Source organism: Comamonas sp. GW821-FHT11H03, assembly GCF_058807955.1.
Genome location: NZ_JBXARF010000001.1, coordinates 821,283 through 838,565, shown reverse-complemented (window position 1 = coordinate 838,565; position 17,283 = coordinate 821,283). Strand labels below are relative to the sequence as shown.

25 protein-coding genes and 1 tRNA gene are annotated in these 17,283 nt (G+C 61.2%); 19 read left to right on the top strand and 7 right to left on the bottom strand.

Translation table 11 applies throughout. From position 1 onward, the window contains the following. Positions 1-245: 245 nt before the first annotated feature. The 18 genes from rplN (at position 246) to AC1RTQ_RS03830 (ending at position 9,178) form a co-directional block, all read left to right on the top strand. On the top strand, positions 246-614 hold the full coding sequence (gene rplN, locus AC1RTQ_RS03915; RefSeq protein ID WP_003050500.1) for a 50S ribosomal protein L14: 369 nt from the start codon (positions 246-248) through the stop codon (positions 612-614). A gap of 12 nt (positions 615-626) precedes the next feature. After that, a complete protein-coding gene (rplX, locus tag AC1RTQ_RS03910; RefSeq protein WP_003050504.1) occupies positions 627-944 on the top strand; it encodes a 50S ribosomal protein L24 in 318 nt (105 codons plus the stop codon). Between the two features lie 10 nt (positions 945-954). Further along, on the top strand, positions 955-1,494 hold the full coding sequence (gene rplE, locus AC1RTQ_RS03905; RefSeq protein ID WP_003050507.1) for a 50S ribosomal protein L5: 540 nt from the start codon (positions 955-957) through the stop codon (positions 1,492-1,494). Positions 1,495-1,502: 8 nt separating this feature from the next. Then, positions 1,503-1,808, top strand: a complete 306-nt coding sequence (gene rpsN, locus AC1RTQ_RS03900) for a 30S ribosomal protein S14 (protein ID WP_003050509.1) — start codon at positions 1,503-1,505, stop codon at positions 1,806-1,808. A 20-nt stretch (positions 1,809-1,828) separates the two neighbouring features. Then, positions 1,829-2,224: a 30S ribosomal protein S8 gene (gene rpsH / locus AC1RTQ_RS03895; protein ID WP_034373822.1), complete on the top strand. Its 396-nt coding sequence runs from the start codon at positions 1,829-1,831 to the stop codon at positions 2,222-2,224. 24 nt (positions 2,225-2,248) lie between these two features. Beyond that, positions 2,249-2,782: a 50S ribosomal protein L6 gene (rplF, locus tag AC1RTQ_RS03890; RefSeq protein ID WP_302088791.1), complete on the top strand. Its 534-nt coding sequence runs from the start codon at positions 2,249-2,251 to the stop codon at positions 2,780-2,782. Positions 2,783-2,793: 11 nt separating this feature from the next. Further along, positions 2,794-3,159 (top strand): 50S ribosomal protein L18, encoded by a 366-nt coding sequence (gene rplR / locus AC1RTQ_RS03885; RefSeq protein ID WP_003050513.1) that lies wholly within the window; start codon positions 2,794-2,796, stop codon positions 3,157-3,159. A gap of 15 nt (positions 3,160-3,174) precedes the next feature. Then, positions 3,175-3,696, top strand: coding sequence for a 30S ribosomal protein S5 (gene rpsE / locus AC1RTQ_RS03880; RefSeq protein ID WP_003050515.1), 522 nt, complete (start codon positions 3,175-3,177; stop codon positions 3,694-3,696). A 14-nt stretch (positions 3,697-3,710) separates the two neighbouring features. Further along, complete coding sequence (gene rpmD, locus AC1RTQ_RS03875) at positions 3,711-3,893, top strand: 50S ribosomal protein L30 (RefSeq protein ID WP_003050517.1); 183 nt, start codon at positions 3,711-3,713, stop codon at positions 3,891-3,893. Positions 3,894-3,904: 11 nt separating this feature from the next. Beyond that, positions 3,905-4,336 carry a 50S ribosomal protein L15 gene (gene rplO, locus AC1RTQ_RS03870; RefSeq protein ID WP_003050519.1) on the top strand — a complete coding sequence of 144 codons (432 nt, stop codon included), beginning with the start codon at positions 3,905-3,907 and terminating at the stop codon, positions 4,334-4,336. A gap of 24 nt (positions 4,337-4,360) precedes the next feature. Beyond that, positions 4,361-5,674 carry a preprotein translocase subunit SecY gene (gene secY, locus AC1RTQ_RS03865; protein ID WP_302088792.1) on the top strand — a complete coding sequence of 438 codons (1,314 nt, stop codon included), beginning with the start codon at positions 4,361-4,363 and terminating at the stop codon, positions 5,672-5,674. Between the two features lie 118 nt (positions 5,675-5,792). Then, positions 5,793-5,906, top strand: a complete 114-nt coding sequence (rpmJ, locus tag AC1RTQ_RS03860) for a 50S ribosomal protein L36 (RefSeq protein ID WP_003050535.1) — start codon at positions 5,793-5,795, stop codon at positions 5,904-5,906. A gap of 22 nt (positions 5,907-5,928) precedes the next feature. Then, positions 5,929-6,294: a 30S ribosomal protein S13 gene (gene rpsM / locus AC1RTQ_RS03855; protein ID WP_003050537.1), complete on the top strand. Its 366-nt coding sequence runs from the start codon at positions 5,929-5,931 to the stop codon at positions 6,292-6,294. 17 nt (positions 6,295-6,311) lie between these two features. After that, positions 6,312-6,716, top strand: coding sequence for a 30S ribosomal protein S11 (gene rpsK, locus AC1RTQ_RS03850; protein WP_003050538.1), 405 nt, complete (start codon positions 6,312-6,314; stop codon positions 6,714-6,716). An 89-nt stretch (positions 6,717-6,805) separates the two neighbouring features. Beyond that, complete coding sequence (gene rpsD / locus AC1RTQ_RS03845; protein WP_003068426.1) at positions 6,806-7,429, top strand: 30S ribosomal protein S4; 624 nt, start codon at positions 6,806-6,808, stop codon at positions 7,427-7,429. 112 nt (positions 7,430-7,541) lie between these two features. After that, entirely contained in the window at positions 7,542-8,540 is a 999-nt protein-coding gene (locus tag AC1RTQ_RS03840) for a DNA-directed RNA polymerase subunit alpha (RefSeq protein ID WP_003050542.1), read from the top strand. Between the two features lie 137 nt (positions 8,541-8,677). After that, on the top strand, positions 8,678-9,061 hold the full coding sequence (gene rplQ / locus AC1RTQ_RS03835; RefSeq protein WP_003050544.1) for a 50S ribosomal protein L17: 384 nt from the start codon (positions 8,678-8,680) through the stop codon (positions 9,059-9,061). A 40-nt stretch (positions 9,062-9,101) separates the two neighbouring features. Beyond that, a tRNA-Met gene (locus tag AC1RTQ_RS03830) sits at positions 9,102-9,178 on the top strand. A gap of 83 nt (positions 9,179-9,261) precedes the next feature. Here AC1RTQ_RS03830 and AC1RTQ_RS03825 read toward each other — a convergent pair. Further along, positions 9,262-9,579: a hypothetical protein gene (locus tag AC1RTQ_RS03825; protein ID WP_492874393.1), complete on the bottom strand. Its 318-nt coding sequence runs from the start codon at positions 9,577-9,579 to the stop codon at positions 9,262-9,264. A gap of 259 nt (positions 9,580-9,838) precedes the next feature. Here AC1RTQ_RS03825 and AC1RTQ_RS03820 point away from each other — a divergent pair, with 259 nt between their 5' ends. After that, entirely contained in the window at positions 9,839-11,344 is a 1,506-nt protein-coding gene (locus AC1RTQ_RS03820) for a DASS family sodium-coupled anion symporter (protein ID WP_492874391.1), read from the top strand. A gap of 9 nt (positions 11,345-11,353) precedes the next feature. Here AC1RTQ_RS03820 and AC1RTQ_RS03815 read toward each other — a convergent pair whose 3' ends face one another. The 6 genes from AC1RTQ_RS03815 to AC1RTQ_RS03790 are packed head-to-tail and all read right to left on the bottom strand — an operon-like array spanning position 11,354 to position 17,278. Beyond that, positions 11,354-11,944 carry an alkylhydroperoxidase domain protein gene (locus AC1RTQ_RS03815; protein ID WP_492874389.1) on the bottom strand — a complete coding sequence of 197 codons (591 nt, stop codon included), beginning with the start codon at positions 11,942-11,944 and terminating at the stop codon, positions 11,354-11,356. Next, positions 11,941-12,636: a CMD domain protein gene (locus AC1RTQ_RS03810; RefSeq protein ID WP_492874388.1), complete on the bottom strand. Its 696-nt coding sequence runs from the start codon at positions 12,634-12,636 to the stop codon at positions 11,941-11,943. Before AC1RTQ_RS03810 ends, AC1RTQ_RS03815 begins: the two co-directional genes overlap by 4 nt. Continuing rightward, positions 12,633-13,739, bottom strand: a complete 1,107-nt coding sequence (locus tag AC1RTQ_RS03805; protein WP_492874386.1) for a putative FMN-dependent luciferase-like monooxygenase — start codon at positions 13,737-13,739, stop codon at positions 12,633-12,635. Before AC1RTQ_RS03805 ends, AC1RTQ_RS03810 begins: the two co-directional genes overlap by 4 nt. Further along, a complete protein-coding gene (locus AC1RTQ_RS03800; protein ID WP_492874384.1) occupies positions 13,720-15,405 on the bottom strand; it encodes a dipeptide ABC transporter ATP-binding protein in 1,686 nt (561 codons plus the stop codon). The genes AC1RTQ_RS03805 and AC1RTQ_RS03800 overlap by 20 nt, the downstream gene beginning before the upstream one ends. After that, positions 15,402-16,334, bottom strand: a complete 933-nt coding sequence (locus AC1RTQ_RS03795; RefSeq protein ID WP_492874383.1) for an ABC transporter permease — start codon at positions 16,332-16,334, stop codon at positions 15,402-15,404. The genes AC1RTQ_RS03800 and AC1RTQ_RS03795 overlap by 4 nt, the downstream gene beginning before the upstream one ends. Next, positions 16,331-17,278: an ABC transporter permease gene (locus AC1RTQ_RS03790; RefSeq protein ID WP_302088800.1), complete on the bottom strand. Its 948-nt coding sequence runs from the start codon at positions 17,276-17,278 to the stop codon at positions 16,331-16,333. Before AC1RTQ_RS03790 ends, AC1RTQ_RS03795 begins: the two co-directional genes overlap by 4 nt. Between the last annotated feature and the right edge of the window lie 5 nt (positions 17,279-17,283).

Sequence of the window (17,283 nt, the reverse complement as noted above, 5' to 3'; positions counted from 1 at the left end):
TCCGCCAGGCTTTGCGCCAGTGAAATCAGTGCGGGTATTGCAGGCTAAGGGCTTGACGTACAAGGGATTTCCTGCGACAATCTCCTGCTTCACGTTTAAAAGCGTGGAACTTTCTGCCCAGCGGGAAGCCCTCCGGAATGGTCCGGAAGGTGGACGACGGGCCCAAGACTGACCGGCTGCTTGATCAGCCCTTGAGAAGACTCTGGGGCTGTCGAGCGTTGCTGGAGCAAGTTGGGAATATTGAAATGATCCAAACAGAATCTCGGTTAGAGGTTGCCGACAACACCGGCGCGAAGTCTGTTCAGTGCATTAAGGTGCTGGGCGGTTCTCATCGTCGCTACGCAAGTGTTGGCGACATCATCAAGGTGAGCGTCAAGGAAGCAGCTCCTCGTGGTCGCGTCAAAAAAGGCGAGATCTACAGTGCTGTGGTTGTGCGCACCGCCAAGGGCATCCGTCGTGCAGACGGTTCGCTCGTGAAGTTCGACGGCAATGCCGCCGTGCTGCTGAACGCCAAGCTGGAGCCTATCGGCACCCGCATCTTTGGCCCCGTGACTCGTGAACTGCGTACCGAAAAGTTCATGAAGATCGTGTCGCTGGCCCCTGAAGTTCTCTAAAGGAATAGCACCATGAACAAGATTCGCAAGGGCGACGAAGTTATCGTGCTGACCGGCCGTGACAAGGGCAAGCGTGGCGTGGTTTCTCTGCGCAAGGATGACTCCCACGTAATCGTGGACGGTATCAACCTGGTCAAGAAGCACACCAAGCCTAACCCCATGAAGGGCACCACCGGCGGTATCGTGGAAAAGGCTATGCCTATCCACCAATCCAACGTGGCTATCTTCAATGCAGCGACCGGCAAGGCCGATCGCGTGGGCATCAAGGTGAACGCCGACGGCACACGTGTTCGCGTGTTCAAGTCCAATGGCGCTGAAATCGCCGCCTAAGGAGTAACACATGGCACGACTGCAAAAACTCTATCGCGAAAAGATCGCGGCTGAACTGAAAGAAAAGTTCGGCTACACCTCCGCTATGGAAGTGCCCCGTCTGACCAAGATCACTCTGAACATGGGTGTGAGCGAAGCCGTGGCCGACAAGAAGGTGATGGACAACGCCGTGGCTGACCTGACCAAGATTGCTGGTCAGAAGCCTGTGGTGACCAAGGCCAAGAAGGCTATCGCTGGTTTCAAGATCCGCGAAGGCCAAGCTATCGGCTGCATGGTGACCCTGCGTGGCGTTCAGATGTACGAATTCCTGGACCGTTTCGTGACCGTGGCTCTGCCCCGCGTGCGTGACTTCCGTGGTATCTCGGGTCGTTCGTTCGACGGTCGCGGCAACTACAACGTTGGCGTCAAAGAACAAATCATCTTCCCCGAAATCGAGTACGACAAGGTGGACGCTCTGCGTGGTCTGAACATCAGCATCACGACAACAGCGAAGAACGACGAAGAGTGCAAGGCACTGCTCGCCGCTTTCAAATTCCCCTTCAAGAACTGAGGTGGCGCATGGCTAAAGTAGCAATGATTCAGCGCGAACTGAAGCGCGAAAAGCTGGCAGCCAAGTATGCTGCCAAGTATGCAGAACTCAAGGCAATCGCCGGCGACGTGAAGCGTTCCGACGAAGAGCGCGACGCCGCTCGTCTGGGTCTGCAGAAGCTGCCCCGTAACTCGAACCCCACTCGCCAGCGTAACCGTTGCGAGATCACTGGCCGTCCTCGCGGTACCTTCCGCCAATTCGGTCTGGGTCGCGCTAAGGTGCGTGAATTGGCCTTTGCTGGCGACATCCCCGGTGTCACCAAGGCCAGCTGGTAAGCAAGCAGGAGAGATTAAACATGAGCATGAGTGATCCCATCGCTGACTTGCTGACCCGCATCCGCAATGCACAAATGGTCTCCAAGGCCACTGTGTCGGCTCCTTCCTCCAAGGTCAAGGTTGCCATCGCACAAGTGCTGAAGGAAGAAGGCTATATCGACGGCTTCGAAGTGAAGTCCGAAGGTGGCAAGTCCGAACTCGAAATTACCCTGAAGTACTACGCCGGTCGCCCCGTGATCGAACGTATCGAACGTGTGAGCCGTCCCGGCCTGCGCGTGTACAAGGGTCGTCACGCAATCCCTCAGGTCCAGAACGGCCTGGGTGTGGCCATCGTCACTACTCCCAAGGGCGTGATGACTGATCGCAAAGCACGTGCTGCCGGTATCGGCGGTGAAGTGCTGTGCTATGTGGCCTAACGGACATTAAGGAGAAATACTGAAATGTCTCGCGTAGCAAAAGCTATTGTGACCATCCCCGCAGGTGTGGATGTGTCCATCAACGCTGAAACCATCAAGGTCAAGGGCAAGGGCGGCGATCTGTCGCTGTCTTTGAACGGCCTGGTGACCATCGGCAACAACGACGGCAAGCTGTCCTTTGCTCCCGCCAACGACTCCCGTGAAGCTGACGCTCTGGCCGGTACCATCCGCCAGCTGGTCAACAACATGGTCAAGGGCGTGACTGAAGGCTTCGAGAAGAAGCTGACGCTGATTGGCGTGGGCTACAAGGCCGCTGCACAAGGTTCCAAGCTGAACCTGGCAGTGGGCTTCTCGCACCCCGTCAACTTCGAGATGCCTGCCGGCATCAGTGTCGCTACCCCCACTCCGACTGAAATCGTGATCAAGGGTGCTGACCGTCAAGTGGTCGGTCAATTGGCTGCTGAGATCCGTGCCGTTCGTCCTCCCGAGCCTTACAAGGGCAAGGGCATTCGCTATGCGAATGAGAAGGTCGTGATCAAAGAGACCAAGAAGAAGTAAGGAGCTGCATGATGTTGAACAAGAAAGAGCAGCGTCTGCGCCGTGCCCGTCAGACTCGCATTCGCATTGCCCAGCAAGGCGTTGCACGTCTGAGCGTGAACCGCACCAACCTCCATATCTACGCCTCCGTGGTTTCGGAAGACGGCACTACCGTGCTGGCTTCGGCCTCCACTGCAGAAGTCGAAGTGCGTTCGCAGCTCGGCGCCGCTGGCAAGGGTGGCAACGTGGCCGCCGCCACGCTGATCGGCAAGCGCATTGCTGAGAAGGCTAAGGCTGCTGGCGTTGAGAAAGTGGCTTTCGACCGCGCCGGTTTTGCATACCACGGCCGCGTGAAGGCTTTGGCAGAAGCCGCTCGCGAAGCGGGCCTGCAGTTCTAAGCGGAGCGGATACAAATGGCTAAATTTTCCCCCAAAGTGCAAGACGAAGGTCGTGACGACGGTCTGCGCGAAAAAATGATCGCGGTCAACCGCGTCACCAAGGTTGTGAAGGGTGGTCGTATTCTCGGCTTCGCTGCACTGACCGTGGTTGGCGACGGTGACGGTCGCGTTGGCATGGGTAAGGGCAAGTCCAAGGAAGTGCCTGCTGCCGTGCAAAAAGCGATGGAAGAATGCCGTCGCAACCTGATGAAGGTTGCACTGAAGAGCGGCACCATTCACCACTCGGTGAAGGGCCATCACGGCGCTGCCAAGGTCGAGCTGCACCCAGCTCCTAAGGGTACCGGCATCATTGCTGGCGGCCCTATGCGCGCTGTTTTTGAAGTGGTGGGTATCACCGACATCGTGGCCAAGAGCCACGGTTCGTCGAACCCCTACAACATGGTTCGCGCAACTTTCGACGCTTTGAAGAACTCCACGACCCCTGCGAACGTGGCAGCAAAGCGCGGCAAGTCGGTCGAAGACATCTTCACCGCCTGATCGGAGTCCAGCACATGACAACACAACAAACTGTCAAGATTCAGCTGGTTCGTAGCCCCATCGGCACCAAAGAGTCGCACCGTGCGACTGTGCGTGGCCTGGGTCTGCGCAAGCTGAACAGCGTCAGCGAACTGCAGGACACTCCTGAAGTGCGCGGCATGATTAACAAGATCGCCTACTTGGTGAAGGTTCTCTGAAAGGATTGATGATGGAACTCAATAGCATCAAGCCTGCAGACGGCGCCAAGCACGCCAAGCGTCGCGTGGGTCGCGGTATCGGTTCTGGTCTGGGTAAGACCGCCGGTCGCGGTCACAAGGGTCAGAAGTCGCGTTCGGGTGGCTACCACAAGGTGGGCTTCGAAGGCGGTCAAATGCCTCTGCAGCGTCGCCTGCCCAAGCGTGGCTTCAAGTCGCATCTGCTGAAGTTCAATGCAGAAGTGACCCTGTCCGAGCTGGATAAGCTCGGCCTGGCCGAAGTCGATCTGGCTGCTCTGAAGCAAGCCGGTCTGGTTGGCTCTATCGCTAAGGTGGTGAAGATCATCAAGAGCGGTGAACTGACTAAGGCTGTCAAGCTCAACGGTATCGGCGCTACCGCCGGTGCCAAGGCTGCCATCGAAGCTGCCGGTGGCAGCATCGCCTGATTAAAGTTCTGAAAGAAGACATCCGTGGCTACTAGCGCAGCTCAAATTGCAAAGACTGGAAAATTCGGCGACCTGCGTCGTCGTCTGGTTTTTCTGTTGCTTGCGCTGGTCGTATACCGCATCGGGGCACATATCCCCGTTCCGGGCATCGATCCAGCGCAGCTGCAGCAGCTGTTCTCTGGCCAGCAGGGCGGCATTCTCAATCTGTTCAACATGTTCTCGGGTGGAGCGCTCTCGCGCTTCACAGTGTTCGCACTGGGGATCATGCCGTACATCTCGGCATCGATCATCATGCAGCTCATGACCTACGTGGTCCCGACATTCGAGCAGATGAAAAAGGAAGGTGAAGCGGGTCGTCGCAAGATTACCCAGTACACCCGCTACGGCACTCTGGGCCTGGCGCTGTTTCAGTCCTTGGGAATTGCTGTTGCCCTGGAAAGCTCCGCAGGCTTGGTTCTGAACCCTGGTTTTGGCTTCCGCATGACTGCGGTGGTCAGTCTCACGGCCGGTACCCTGTTCCTGATGTGGCTCGGTGAACAGATCACTGAACGTGGTCTGGGCAACGGTATCTCGATACTGATCTTTGGCGGTATCGCCGCAGGCCTGCCGAGCTCTATCGGCGGTCTGCTGGAGCTGGTGCGCACCGGTGCCATGAGCATTCTGGCGGCAATCTTCATTGTTCTCGTTGTGGCAGCCGTGACGTATTTCGTCGTGTATGTCGAACGAGGTCAACGCAAGATCTTGGTGAATTACGCACGCCGACAAGTCGGCAACAAGGTGTACGGTGGTCAGTCTTCGCACTTGCCACTGAAGCTGAACATGGCAGGTGTGATTCCTCCCATCTTCGCTTCGTCGATCATCTTGCTGCCTGCTACGGTGGTGAATTGGTTCAGTGCAGGAGAATCCATGCGCTGGCTGAAGGATATTTCGAGCACGTTGACCCCTGGTCAGCCAATCTATGTCATCCTTTATGCTGCCGCGATCATTTTCTTCTGCTTCTTCTATACGGCCCTGGTTTTCAACAGCCGGGAAACTGCCGACAACCTGAAGAAGAGTGGCGCTTTCATCCCCGGGATTCGTCCTGGCGAACAGACAGCCCGCTACATTGACAAGATTCTGGTTCGCCTGACCCTGGCTGGCGCGATCTACATTACCTTCGTTTGCTTGTTGCCCGAATTCCTGATCCTGAAGTACAACGTTCCGTTCTACTTCGGTGGTACATCGTTGCTGATCATCGTGGTCGTGACAATGGACTTCATGGCGCAAGTGCAGAACTACGTGATGTCGCAGCAATACGAGTCGCTCCTGAAAAAAGCGAACTTTAAGGCTGGTATTTGATGACAAGGCTGCCCAAGGGGGCAGCCTGCCAAAAGTTAGTAGACGCCCATCGATCTATCGCGGGCATTGTTTCCCGGTCGATAGGCCGATAGTGGATGGAACGTTTTAGGAGAAAAGAATGAGAGTTTCGGCTTCGGTCAAAAAAATCTGCCGTAACTGCAAGATCATCCGCCGCAAAGGTGTTGTGCGCGTGATCTGCACTGACCAGCGCCACAAGCAGCGCCAAGGTTGATTGAAAGCATTAGAGGACTAATATGGCACGTATTGCTGGCATTAACATCCCGCCGCACAAGCATGCTGAAATCGGCCTGACAGCCATCTTTGGCATCGGTCGCACTACAGCTCGCAAAATCTGCGAAGCATGCGGTATCGAGTATTCCAAGAAGGTCAAGGACCTGACGGACGCTGATCTGGAAAAGATCCGTGACTTCCTGAATCCCATGACTCTGGAAGGTGATCTGCGTCGCGAAACCACCATGAACATCAAGCGTTTGATGGACATCGGTTGCTATCGCGGTTTCCGTCATCGTCGCGGCCTGCCCATGCGCGGTCAACGTACCCGCACGAACGCTCGTACTCGCAAGGGTCCGCGCAAGGGTGCAGCGGCTCTGAAGAAATAAGAGATTGAAAGATCATTATGGCTAAGTCTCCCGCAAACAACGCAGCTGCTCGCGTTCGCAAGAAGGTCCGTAAGAATATTTCTGACGGTATCGCGCACGTGCACGCTTCGTTCAACAACACGATCATCACCATCACCGACCGTCAAGGCAACGCTCTGTCGTGGGCTTCGTCGGGTGGCCAGGGCTTCAAGGGTTCGCGTAAGTCGACTCCCTTTGCTGCTCAGGTTGCTTCGGAAGTGGCCGGTCGTGCTGCTATCGAACAGGGCATCAAGAACCTGGAAGTCGAAATCAAGGGTCCCGGTCCTGGCCGTGAATCCTCGGTTCGCGCCCTGGGTGCTCTGGGTATCCGCATCACTTCCATCTCGGACGTGACTCCGGTTCCCCACAACGGCTGCCGCCCTCAAAAGCGCCGTCGTATCTAATTTTTTATCAAGCCCACCGCCGCCCAGGTGCTTTTGCATCGAGGGCGGCTCCCGTGTTTGCGCACGGTAGATGACACAAAGGAAATCAAGTGGCACGTTATATTGGCCCCAAGGCAAAACTCTCCCGCCGCGAAGGCACCGATCTGTTCCTGAAGAGCGCACGTCGCTCCATCGCAGACAAGGCAAAGTTCGACACCAAGCCTGGTCAGCATGGCCGCACTTCCGGTCAGCGCACTTCCGACTACGGTCTGCAACTGCGCGAAAAGCAGAAGGTCAAGCGCATGTACGGCGTGCTGGAGAAGCAATTCCGCCGCTACTTCGAAGCTGCTGACCGCAAGCGTGGCAACACTGGTGCCAACCTGCTGTCGCTGCTGGAATCGCGTCTGGACAACGTCGTGTACCGCATGGGCTTCGGCTCCACTCGCGCCGAAGCACGTCAGCTGGTGTCGCACAAGGCTATCACTGTGAACGGCCAGTCCGTGAACATTCCTTCTTTCTCCGTGAAGGAAGGCGACGTGGTTGCTCTGCGTGAAAAGTCCAAGAAGCAAGCTCGCGTGGTCGAGGCTCTGCAACTGGCTGCTCAAGTGGGCTTCCCCGCATGGGTTGAAGTGTCTGCTGACAAGGCAGAAGGTACTTTCAAGAAGTCTCCTGACCGCGATGAATTCGCAGCTGACATCAACGAATCCCTGATCGTTGAGTTGTACTCGCGTTAATCTTTAGCAGCGACATTTCTGTAAACCGTCCCCACGGCGCGAGGCATCGCGCCGTGGGTGCTTCACCAGCCTTACCGGTGTAACGAGCCGAGGGTATTGAGAGGAAGTCTGCATGCAAACGAATTTGCTGAAGCCCAAGACAATCAATGTCGAGCAACTTGGTCACAACCGTGCCAAGGTTGTTCTGGAGCCGTTTGAGCGTGGCTACGGTCATACGCTGGGCAATGCCCTGCGCCGTGTTCTGCTCTCCTCCATGGTGGGTTACGCAGCGACGGAAGTGACGATTGCTGGGGTGCTGCATGAGTACTCCTCCATCGACGGTGTCCAGGAAGATGTGACCAACATCCTGCTGAACCTCAAGGGTGTGGTGTTCAAGCTGCACAATCGTGACGAAGTCACCCTGAGCCTGCGCAAGGATGGCGAAGGTGTTGTCACTGCACGTGACATTCAGACCCCCCACGACGTAGAAATCGTCAACCCTGATCATGTGATCGCCCATCTGTCGCAAGGCGGCAAGCTGGACATGCAGATCAAGGTGGAAAAGGGCCGCGGCTATGTGCCCGGCAACGTGCGCCGCTACGGTGACGAATCGACCAAGTCGATCGGCCGTATCGTGCTCGACGCTTCGTTCTCGCCCGTCAAGCGCGTGAGCTACGCTGTCGAATCCGCACGTGTGGAACAGCGTACCGATCTGGACAAGCTGGTTCTGGAAATCGAAACCAACGGTGCTATCACCGCTGAAGACGCAGTGCGCGCATCCGCCAAGATCCTGGTGGAGCAGCTGGCAGTGTTTGCCCAGCTCGACGGTGGCGATATCGCCAGCGTGTTCGACGCTCCTGCCGGTGGCCGCGGCGCTGCCACATCGTTCGATCCCATCCTGCTGCGTCCCGTGGACGAGCTCGAGCTCACCGTGCGTTCTGCCAACTGCCTCAAGGCAGAGAACATCTACTACATCGGCGACCTCATCCAGCGTACCGAAAACGAGCTGCTCAAGACTCCCAACCTGGGTCGCAAGTCGCTCAACGAGATCAAGGAAGTTCTGGCTTCCCGTGGTCTGACGCTGGGCATGAAGCTCGAAAACTGGCCACCTGCTGGCCTGGAAAAGCGTTAATCGCTACAATAGAGGACTTTGCTTGATCCGCTTTGGTTCGGGCAAAGTCCAAGTGCCTCGGGCAGTACCTGATACGGCTGCCTGATTTAATTTAAAAAAGATCTCCGGATAAAAACGGGGAGCAAAGGAAAAGCACCATGCGTCACGGCAACGGCCTCCGCAAACTGAACCGCACTTCTGCACACCGCAAGGCAATGCTGCAGAACATGATGAACTCGCTGATCGAGCACGAAGCCATCAAGACCACGGTCCCCAAGGCCAAGGAACTGCGTCGCGTGATCGAGCCCATGATCACTCTGGCCAAGGTTGACACCGTGGCTAACCGCCGTCTGGCTTTCGACCGTCTGCGCGACCGCGACAGCGTGACCAAGCTGTTCAACGTGCTGGGTCCCCGCAACGCTCAGCGTCCCGGCGGCTATACACGTATCCTGAAGATGGGCTTCCGCGTGGGCGACAACGCTCCCATGGCCTATGTGGAACTGGTCGAGCGCGCTGAAGAAGCCGCTGCAGCAGCTGAATAAGCCATGGCAGGCTGCAAAGCCTGCTATAATTTGGAAATACCGCGCGATGGAGCAGTCTGGTAGCTCGTTGGGCTCATAACCCAAAGGTCGGAGGTTCAAATCCTTCTCGCGCAACCAAATTGAAAAGGTCACGACAATGTCGTGACCTTTTTTTTGTCCATTTTCTCCATAGGCCATAAGGCTGTGCCCGCCTCGGCTCTTCATACCCCTGGCAGGGTGCCTGAGCGACGGCGCAGATGCTCGCGTACCCGGTTGGCGATCACCTGGGCGATCTCCGGGCTCAGCACCTCGCTGATATGCAGTACCTCGGTGTAATGCAGATAGAGCAGGCCGCGCAAGGTCTTGAATGCCGTCTCATGTGCGGCTCCGCAGATGCCGGCATCGTTGGCCAGCACGCGTTCCACGGCACCGTGCTCAAGCAGCCGGATCTTGCAGATAGCTGCCTGATGCAGGATCTCCAGGTCTATTTCCTCAAGGCGGTTTTCCCATTCATCGGGCAAGAATCGATTCGCTGGCATGTAGGGTGGCTCTCCTGCTCAATTCATGGACAGACTCGAATGCTGGCATACCCCGGGTCTGGCCGTCGGTTTTGCTTCTACAAGTCTTGATGCTTGTCAAATGTCGATAAGGTGAACGTCGGCCTGGGGTCGAGGCCGTGCGGCACTGCATCATGATGCCAGTCTGCGACCTGACCACCAATGCCTGTCCGTGTCTCCTGGATTTCTCCGAGCTGAGGTATGGTGTCTCGATGCGCTGCAGGTAAAGAAAAGGACTTGTATGTTCGAGAAAATCGTCTCGATGTTCCGCTACCTCAAATCGGCCGTGCCGTTTCGGCTGGTGCCTGCATTGATTGCCACCCTGGTGCTGATCGGTCTGCTGCTGACGCCGGTGCCGGCTGGGCTGGATACCAAGGCATGGCAGCTGGTGGCCATCTTTCTGACGACCATCGTGGCGATCATTCTCAAGGTCATGCCCATAGGCGTGATGGCTCTGATGGCGATTGTCATCGTGTCGCTGTCTCAGGTGACCTCCAGTTCCTCCAAGGGGGCGATCACGGATGCGCTGAGCAGCTTTGCGAACCCCTTGATCTGGCTGATCGTGGTGGCTGTTCTGATCTCGCGCGGCCTCAAGAAAACGGGGCTCGGCAACCGCATCGGATTGCTGTTCATTGCGCTGATGGGCAAGCGCACCATAGGCATAGGTTACGGACTTGCGATCTGTGAGCTGGTGCTGGCCCCGTTCACGCCCAGCAACACGGCACGCGGCGGCGGTATCGTGCATCCGATCATGAAGTCCATTGCCAACGCCTTCGAATCGGACCCGGCCAAGGGAACCCAGGGCAAGGTCGGGACCTATCTGGCGCTGGTCAACTACCATTCCAATCCGATCACTTCGGCCATGTTCCTGACCGCGACGGCACCCAATCCTCTGGTCGTGGACCTGGTGGCCAAGGCCACGGGTCAGTCCCTGCATCTGAGCTGGACAAGCTGGGCGCTGTACATGCTGCTGCCGGGCTTGCTGTGCCTGCTGCTGATGCCGCTGGCGGTCTATCTGCTGTCGCCTCCCGAGCTCAAGGCCACGCCCAATGCCGTGGAGTACGCGCGTGCCGAGATGGCCCGCATGGGACCGCTGTCGGGCAAGGAGCGGGTGATGCTCGGGACCTTCGGCATGATGCTGCTGCTGTGGGCGAATGTGCCGCAGATGCTGTTCGGCCCGGCTTTCACGCTGGACCCGACCGTGGTGGCTTTTCTGGGTCTGTTCACCCTGATCATCACGGGGACCATCGACTGGGATGATGTGCTGTCCGAGAAAAGCGCCTGGGACACCCTGATCTGGTTCGGTGCCCTGGTGATGCTGGCCGAGCAGCTCAATAGAGTCGGGGTGGTCGCCTGGTTTGCCGAGGGCCTGAAAAATGCCATCGTCGCCAGCGGCCTGGACTGGCTGCCCGTGGCCGCCATTCTGGTGGGCGTCTTCGTCTTCTCGCACTATCTGTTTGCCAGCACCACTGCCCATATCAGCGCCATGATGCTGGCCTTTCTGACCGTGGGAGCGCAACTGATCCCGGCCGACTACGTCGTCCCCTTCATGCTGATGATGACGGCCGGCTCGGCCATCATGATGACGCTGACGCACTACGCGACCGGAACATCGCCCATCATCTTCGGCAGCGGCTATGTGACTCTGGGTGTCTGGTGGCGTGTAGGTGCTGTCATGTGCGTGCTGGAGCTGCTGATCTTCGCTGTCGTCGGAGCTGCCTGGTGGAAGCTGCTGGGGCTGTGGTGAGCTGTGGCGTCAGGTGGCGGTATGCAGGGGCTCGCCCAGGGACAGCATGAGTCGGTTGGCCCAATTGAAGAAGGCCGTGCCGTGAAGCGCATCGGAGATGGCGGCGTCGTCCAGGCCGGCGGCACGCAGCGCATCGATATGACTGGACTCCAATGCGGGCGGAGTCTGCGTCAAGGCCACGGCGGCGGCAACGATGGCATTCCAGCGAGGGCCCAGGTCGGTGCCCGGACCTTCATCGAGCAGGCGCTGCACATCGGCAGTGCGATGCGAGAAATGTGTGGCAAAGCGCGCATGTACCGAAGCGCAGTAGATGCAGCCGTTGGTGCGTGAGGTTGCAGTTGCTGCCAGTTCACGCTCGGCACGCGGCAGGCCGGCATCGGGGTTGTAGAAGATGTCCTTGTCGGTGCGTGTGCGTGCTCCCAGAGTGTCCGGGTCGCGCGCCAGCAGCCGGAAATAGGTTGAATGCGCGCGCGCCGCATCCACCAGTCCCGCATAGTGGCGCTCGCTCAGCTCGCTCTCCTGCAGCGGAGCTATCCATGGCTGCCAGTCGAGCTGTTCCTGGGTGAAGCTCTGGACAGAGGTGTTGTGCGTCGTGGTCATGGCTGGGCTTGCAGGTCGATGGTGGAAGATGCAGTGGTGACTGAAGCTCGTGCGCCGAGCACGCGCAGCCCCGCCACGAGGCGGATCTGGAAGGACAGGAAAGAGGCGAGCTGGGAGAGGATGACGATATCGGTCTCGCTCCAGCCGGCCTGCTGCAGCGCCAGCAAAGCCTGGGCACTCGCATCGCGTGGGTGGTAGGCCAGCAGATGGGCGTGGGCCAGTGCGGCGCTCAGGCGCGGGCCTAGCAAGGTCGCATGAGCCGGATCCACGGCGTAGCTGGGGCCGCTCTGGTCCTCGCGGCTCAAGGGGCCGGCCGGATAAATTCCGTAGGGGCCGTGCGGGCCGCTGCCGGCCTGCAGGCTGGCAGCGCGCCCGCGCACCACTTCCGAGCTCACGGCAGCGGCCAGATCGGCATCCTCGGCCGCCAGGGCGAGTGTGTAGAAGGCCGTGCTGCGTGGCTCGCCATGCAGGCCTGCCGTGAAGGCGGCCAGCGTCAGGCGCTCGCGCAGCGAGACGGCTCCCGCAACGGGCTCGGCGGGGGTGAATAGCGCGGCAAAGCTTTGCTGGGCCTGGGAGCGAGCCTCGCTGCGGTGGCGGCGGACCTGATCCAGCGCGCTGCCGGCAGCGATATCGGCGAGATGGTCGATCACATCTTCGGGAAAGCGGGTCTGTGCGGTGATGCTCATGATCATGCGGCTTGAAGCAGTTGGGTCCGGACTAGGGGTTGGGAAGCGCCTGTGAGGGCCTCGCTGCGGCGCCAGCCAAGAGCCGGGGCCACGACGGACGCAGTCAGCTCGATGGAGCGCAGAATGGCCAGGTGCGGCGGGTCGATGGAGTGGACCTGGAACACGATGTCGGTGGCTTGCGCCAGCGCCGTGTCGGCGCGCAGCGAGGCGATCACCTCCTCGGGAGTGCCCACATGCACGTCATAGGCTTCAATGAGCTGCTGCAGCGGCGCCTGTGGATCGACGCGTGTTGCCCATTGCGTGGATGCGGATGAAGCCTGGGCTGCATGACGCTGGGCCGAGCGGCGCAGCCCGGCCTCGGCCCATTGCAGTGCCTGAGAGCGCTTGTCGGATACCAGCAGGGTGCGCGAAGCCAGGATGCGCGGTGCGCGACCTGCGGGCAAGGCTGCGAGATAAGCATCGATGATGGGGTTCTGTATCTCGGACAGCGTTGCCTGAGGCCGGCCTTCGGGTCTGGGCTGGGTGCGCGAGAGCATCAACCCGTCCCCGTTGGCGCCGGCGCGTGCCCCGCCTTCGACCGAGAACGTGGCTTGCCAGACGCGCTCCAGCAACTGCGGGGCTGCGGGGTACAGGCGCACGCCGCCTGCCAGCTCGCGCCCGGCCCAGGCATCCCGCAGCACGGCGAAGTTGCGTGCGAAGACCGCGCCGCGCTCGCTGCCTGCGACGCCGAAGGCCTCGAAGGACTCTGCCGTGCCGCCCGTGCCCAGACCCACTTCGAGCCGGCCGCCCGACAGCAGGTCCAGCACGGCGGCGTCCTCGGCCACGCGCAGCGCATTTTCCAGCGGCAGCGTGACCACGCCCGTGCCCAGGCGGATGCGCCGCGTGCGGGCCGCCACATGCGAGAGAAAGACAAAGGGTGAGGGCAGGCCGCCCTCGCTTTCGTGGAAATGGTGCTGGGCGATCCATGCCGAGTCGAAGCCCTGGGCTTCGGCATGGGCGATCTGCTCGGTGACCAGGCGGTAGCGTTCGGCGGCCGGTACCTCATCAAGCAGGCGGCTGAAGAAGCCCAGGCGAGGTTGGTGAAGATTGTCAGGCGGGGTGAGGGACAAAATCGATGCTCCTTTTGCCGGGAATGGCGTCCATGAGTTCGCGCGTGTAGTCGCTGGTGGGGCGCAGGAATACGTCCTCGACGCTGCCCGCGTCCACCACCTTGCCTGCGCGCAGCACCGACACCGTGTCGGCGATCTGGCGCACCACGGCAAGGTCGTGCGAGATGAAGAGATAGCTCAGGCCCAGGTCCTGCTGCAACTGCGCGAGCAGGGTCAGGATCTGGGCCTGCACGGTCACGTCCAATGCCGAGACGGCTTCGTCCAGAACGACCACCTCGGGCTGCAGCACCAGGGCGCGTGCAATCGCCACGCGCTGGCGCTGGCCGCCCGAGAGCGCATGCGGGCGCCGTTCGAGCACGGCGGCCGGCAGGCCCACGCGTTCCAGCATGTCCAGCACGCGTTGGCGGCGCTCCTGAGTCGGTAGCGGCTCGAAGTTGAGCAGCGGCTCCTCGATGATGTCGAAGACACGCTGGCGCGGGTCCAGCGAGCTGAACGGGTTCTGATAGACCAGCTGGACCTTGCGCCGCAACTGGCGCAGGGCCTCGCCGCGCAGGCCCGTGAGTTCGGTGCCGGCGATGCGGATGCGACCCGATGTGGGACGTCCCAGGCCCACGATGTCGCGTATGGTCGTGGTCTTGCCCGAGCCCGACTCGCCGACGATGGCATGTGTGGAGCCCCGGCGCAGGCGCAGCGACAAGCCGTCCACGGCGCGGAAAACGTCGCGCCCGCGGCCGGGGGCATGGAAATCGTGTACCAGGTCCTCGACCTCGATGGCCCAATCCTCGGTAGCGGCCGCCGCCGCTGGCGCAGTGCGACGGGGCGCGGGCGTGAGCGAGGGAGCGTCGGACAGCAAGCGGCGCGTATAGGCGCTTTGTGGATTGCGCAGAAGCTCCAGTGTCGGGCCTTGCTCCTGAATGCGACCGCCCTGCATGACGATGAGGCGATGAGCGCGGTCTGCGGCCACGCCCAGGTCGTGGGTGACCAGCAGCACGGCAGTGCCGGTTTCGCGGCGCAGCTCGTCGATCAGATCCAGGATGCGCCGCTGCACCGTGACGTCCAGGGCGCTGGTGGGTTCGTCGGCGATGATCAGCGCAGGTCGCAGCGCGATGGCGATGGCGATCAGCACGCGCTGGCGCATGCCGCCCGACAGCTCGTGCGGATACTGGCGCGCCCGCAGGGCGGGCTGGGACAGGCCCACGCGGGTCAGCAGGTCGATCACGCGCGCCTCGACGGCAGCGCGGTCGCGCAGGCCGTGAATGCGCAGTATTTCGCCTACCTGGTCGCCCACGGTGCGCACGGGATTGAGCGAGGTGGTCGGGTCCTGGGGCACCAGGCAGAGCACGCGGCCGCGAATGCTGTTCCAGCGCGCGGGGCTCCAGTCCGAAACATCGGTGCCCTGCAGCCGGATGCTGCCTTGCTCGCGGCGCCCGTTGTCCGCCAGCAGGCCGATCACGGCCTGGGCCGTGGTGGTCTTGCCCGAACCCGATTCGCCGACCAGTGCCACGACTTCGCCCGGTGCTATCGAAAACGACAGGCCGTGGACCACGCGCTGCTCCTGGCCGCCGTGGTCACGGTAGGCGATGATCAGGTCCTGGACTTCGAGCAGTGGGGCGGCAGCAGCGGCAGGGATTGTCGTGGTGGGGCGGTCTTGCAGCAGGGCGCTCATGCCGGCCTCCGCGCGAATGAGGTGCCGATGCGGTTGGCTGCCAGCACCACGGCCACCACGACCAGGCCCGGTGCCGTGGTCATCCACCATGCGGTGGCGATGTAGTTGCGCCCTTCGGCGATCAGCAAGCCCCATTCGGGCGTGGGCGGTGGCGCTCCGTAGCCCAGAAAGCCCAGCGTGGAAATCGACAGGATGGCCGAGCCGAACTGCAGTGCGGCCAGGGCCACCACCGAAGTCAGCGAATTGGGCAGCACATGGCGCCACAGCACGGCGGCAAAGCGTCCGCCGCTGCCGAAGGCCGCCTCCACATAGTCAGAGCGTCGCACGCGAACCACTTCGGAGCGCACCAGGCGCGCGAAGCCGGCCACGGATGCCACCCCCACGGCGATGGCCGCATTGATGGTGCCAAAGCCCAGCAAGATGATGATGGTCAGCGACAGCAGCAGCGAGGGCACGGCCAGCAGCACGTCGACCAGGCGCATCAGCGCGTCATCGACGCGGCCGCCCGTGGCTCCGGCCAGCAGGCCGATCAGCGTGCCCGCCACCAGGCCCACGGCCACGGCCAGGAAAGCGCCAGACAGTGAGTGCACGGAGCCATGCACCACGCGGGCCCAGAGATCACGCCCCAGCGCATCCGTGCCCAGCCAGTGCGCGAGGCCGGGCGCCAGCAACTGCTGACCGGCTTGGCCGACGACGGGATTCTGATGTGCAAACCAGCCCGGAACCAGTGCCCACAGTGCGGCCGCGGCAATCACCAGCCAGGCCAGGGCCAGCGTGGGCGACAGGCGCCTGAGCCTTTGCAGATCGATGGGGACGGGGCGAAGGTTTTTGGCGGCCGCTGCCGGCGAGGGGGCTTGCCTGGGCGCTGCGGAGGACGCGACGCTGGAAGCCTGAGGCTTGGGAATGATGGTCGAGACGGCGGTGTTCATGCCCGGTTCTCCACAGAATGACGCAAACGAGGATCGAGCAGCGGGTAGAGCAGGTCCACGGCGAGGTTGATGAGCACGAAGGCGGCGGCCGAGACCACGACCACCGCCTGGAGCACGGCCGTGTCCTGGTTGCCCACGGCCTGCTGGGTCAGCGTGCCCAGGCCGTTGAGGCCGAACACGGCCTCCGTCACCACGGCACCGGCCAGCAGCTCGCCGAACAGCACGCCGGCAATCGTCAAGGCCGGCAGCAAGGCATTGCGCGCCACATGGTGCAGCAGCACCCAGGCGCGAGAGGCACCCTTGGCGCGGGCTACGGCCACAAAAGGCTGGGCCAGCACGGTGTCGATATTGCGCAGCAGGATCTGGGCCAGCGGCGCCGAAATTGGGACGGCCAGCGTCAGCGTGGGCAGGACCAGGCCTTCCCAGGGGCCGGGATTGATGACGGGAATCCAGCCCAGACGGAAGGACAGCACCTGGATCAGCATGATGCCCAGCCAGAAAACGGGCACGGAGACGAAGACCGAGGGCAGGGCTTGCAGGGCATTGCGCAGCCAGGCCAGAGGCGCGAGGCTGGCCGCCGCCGCAAGCGCTATGGCCAGCAGCGCCGCCGTGGAAAAGCCCAGGCCTGCCAGGCGCAGCGTGGGCGGCAGACTGGTGGCCAGGCCCTGGCTTACGGGCACGCCGGCTTGCAAGGAGTAGCCGAAATGGCCCGTGAGGAACTGCCCCAGGGTGTGCAGGTATTGCTGCCAGACGGGCTGATCGGCCCCATAGGCGGCGCGGATGTCAGCGATCTCCTGCGGGCCCAGGCCCAGCTCGGGGTTCAGGAACTTGATCAGCACGGCGTCGCCCGGCAGCAGCTGCAGCAGGATGAAAGAAGCCGTGAAAGCGGCCCACAGCACCAGGGCGGCCTGTGCGATGCGGCCAAGCAGATAGCGGCGTGACATGGGTG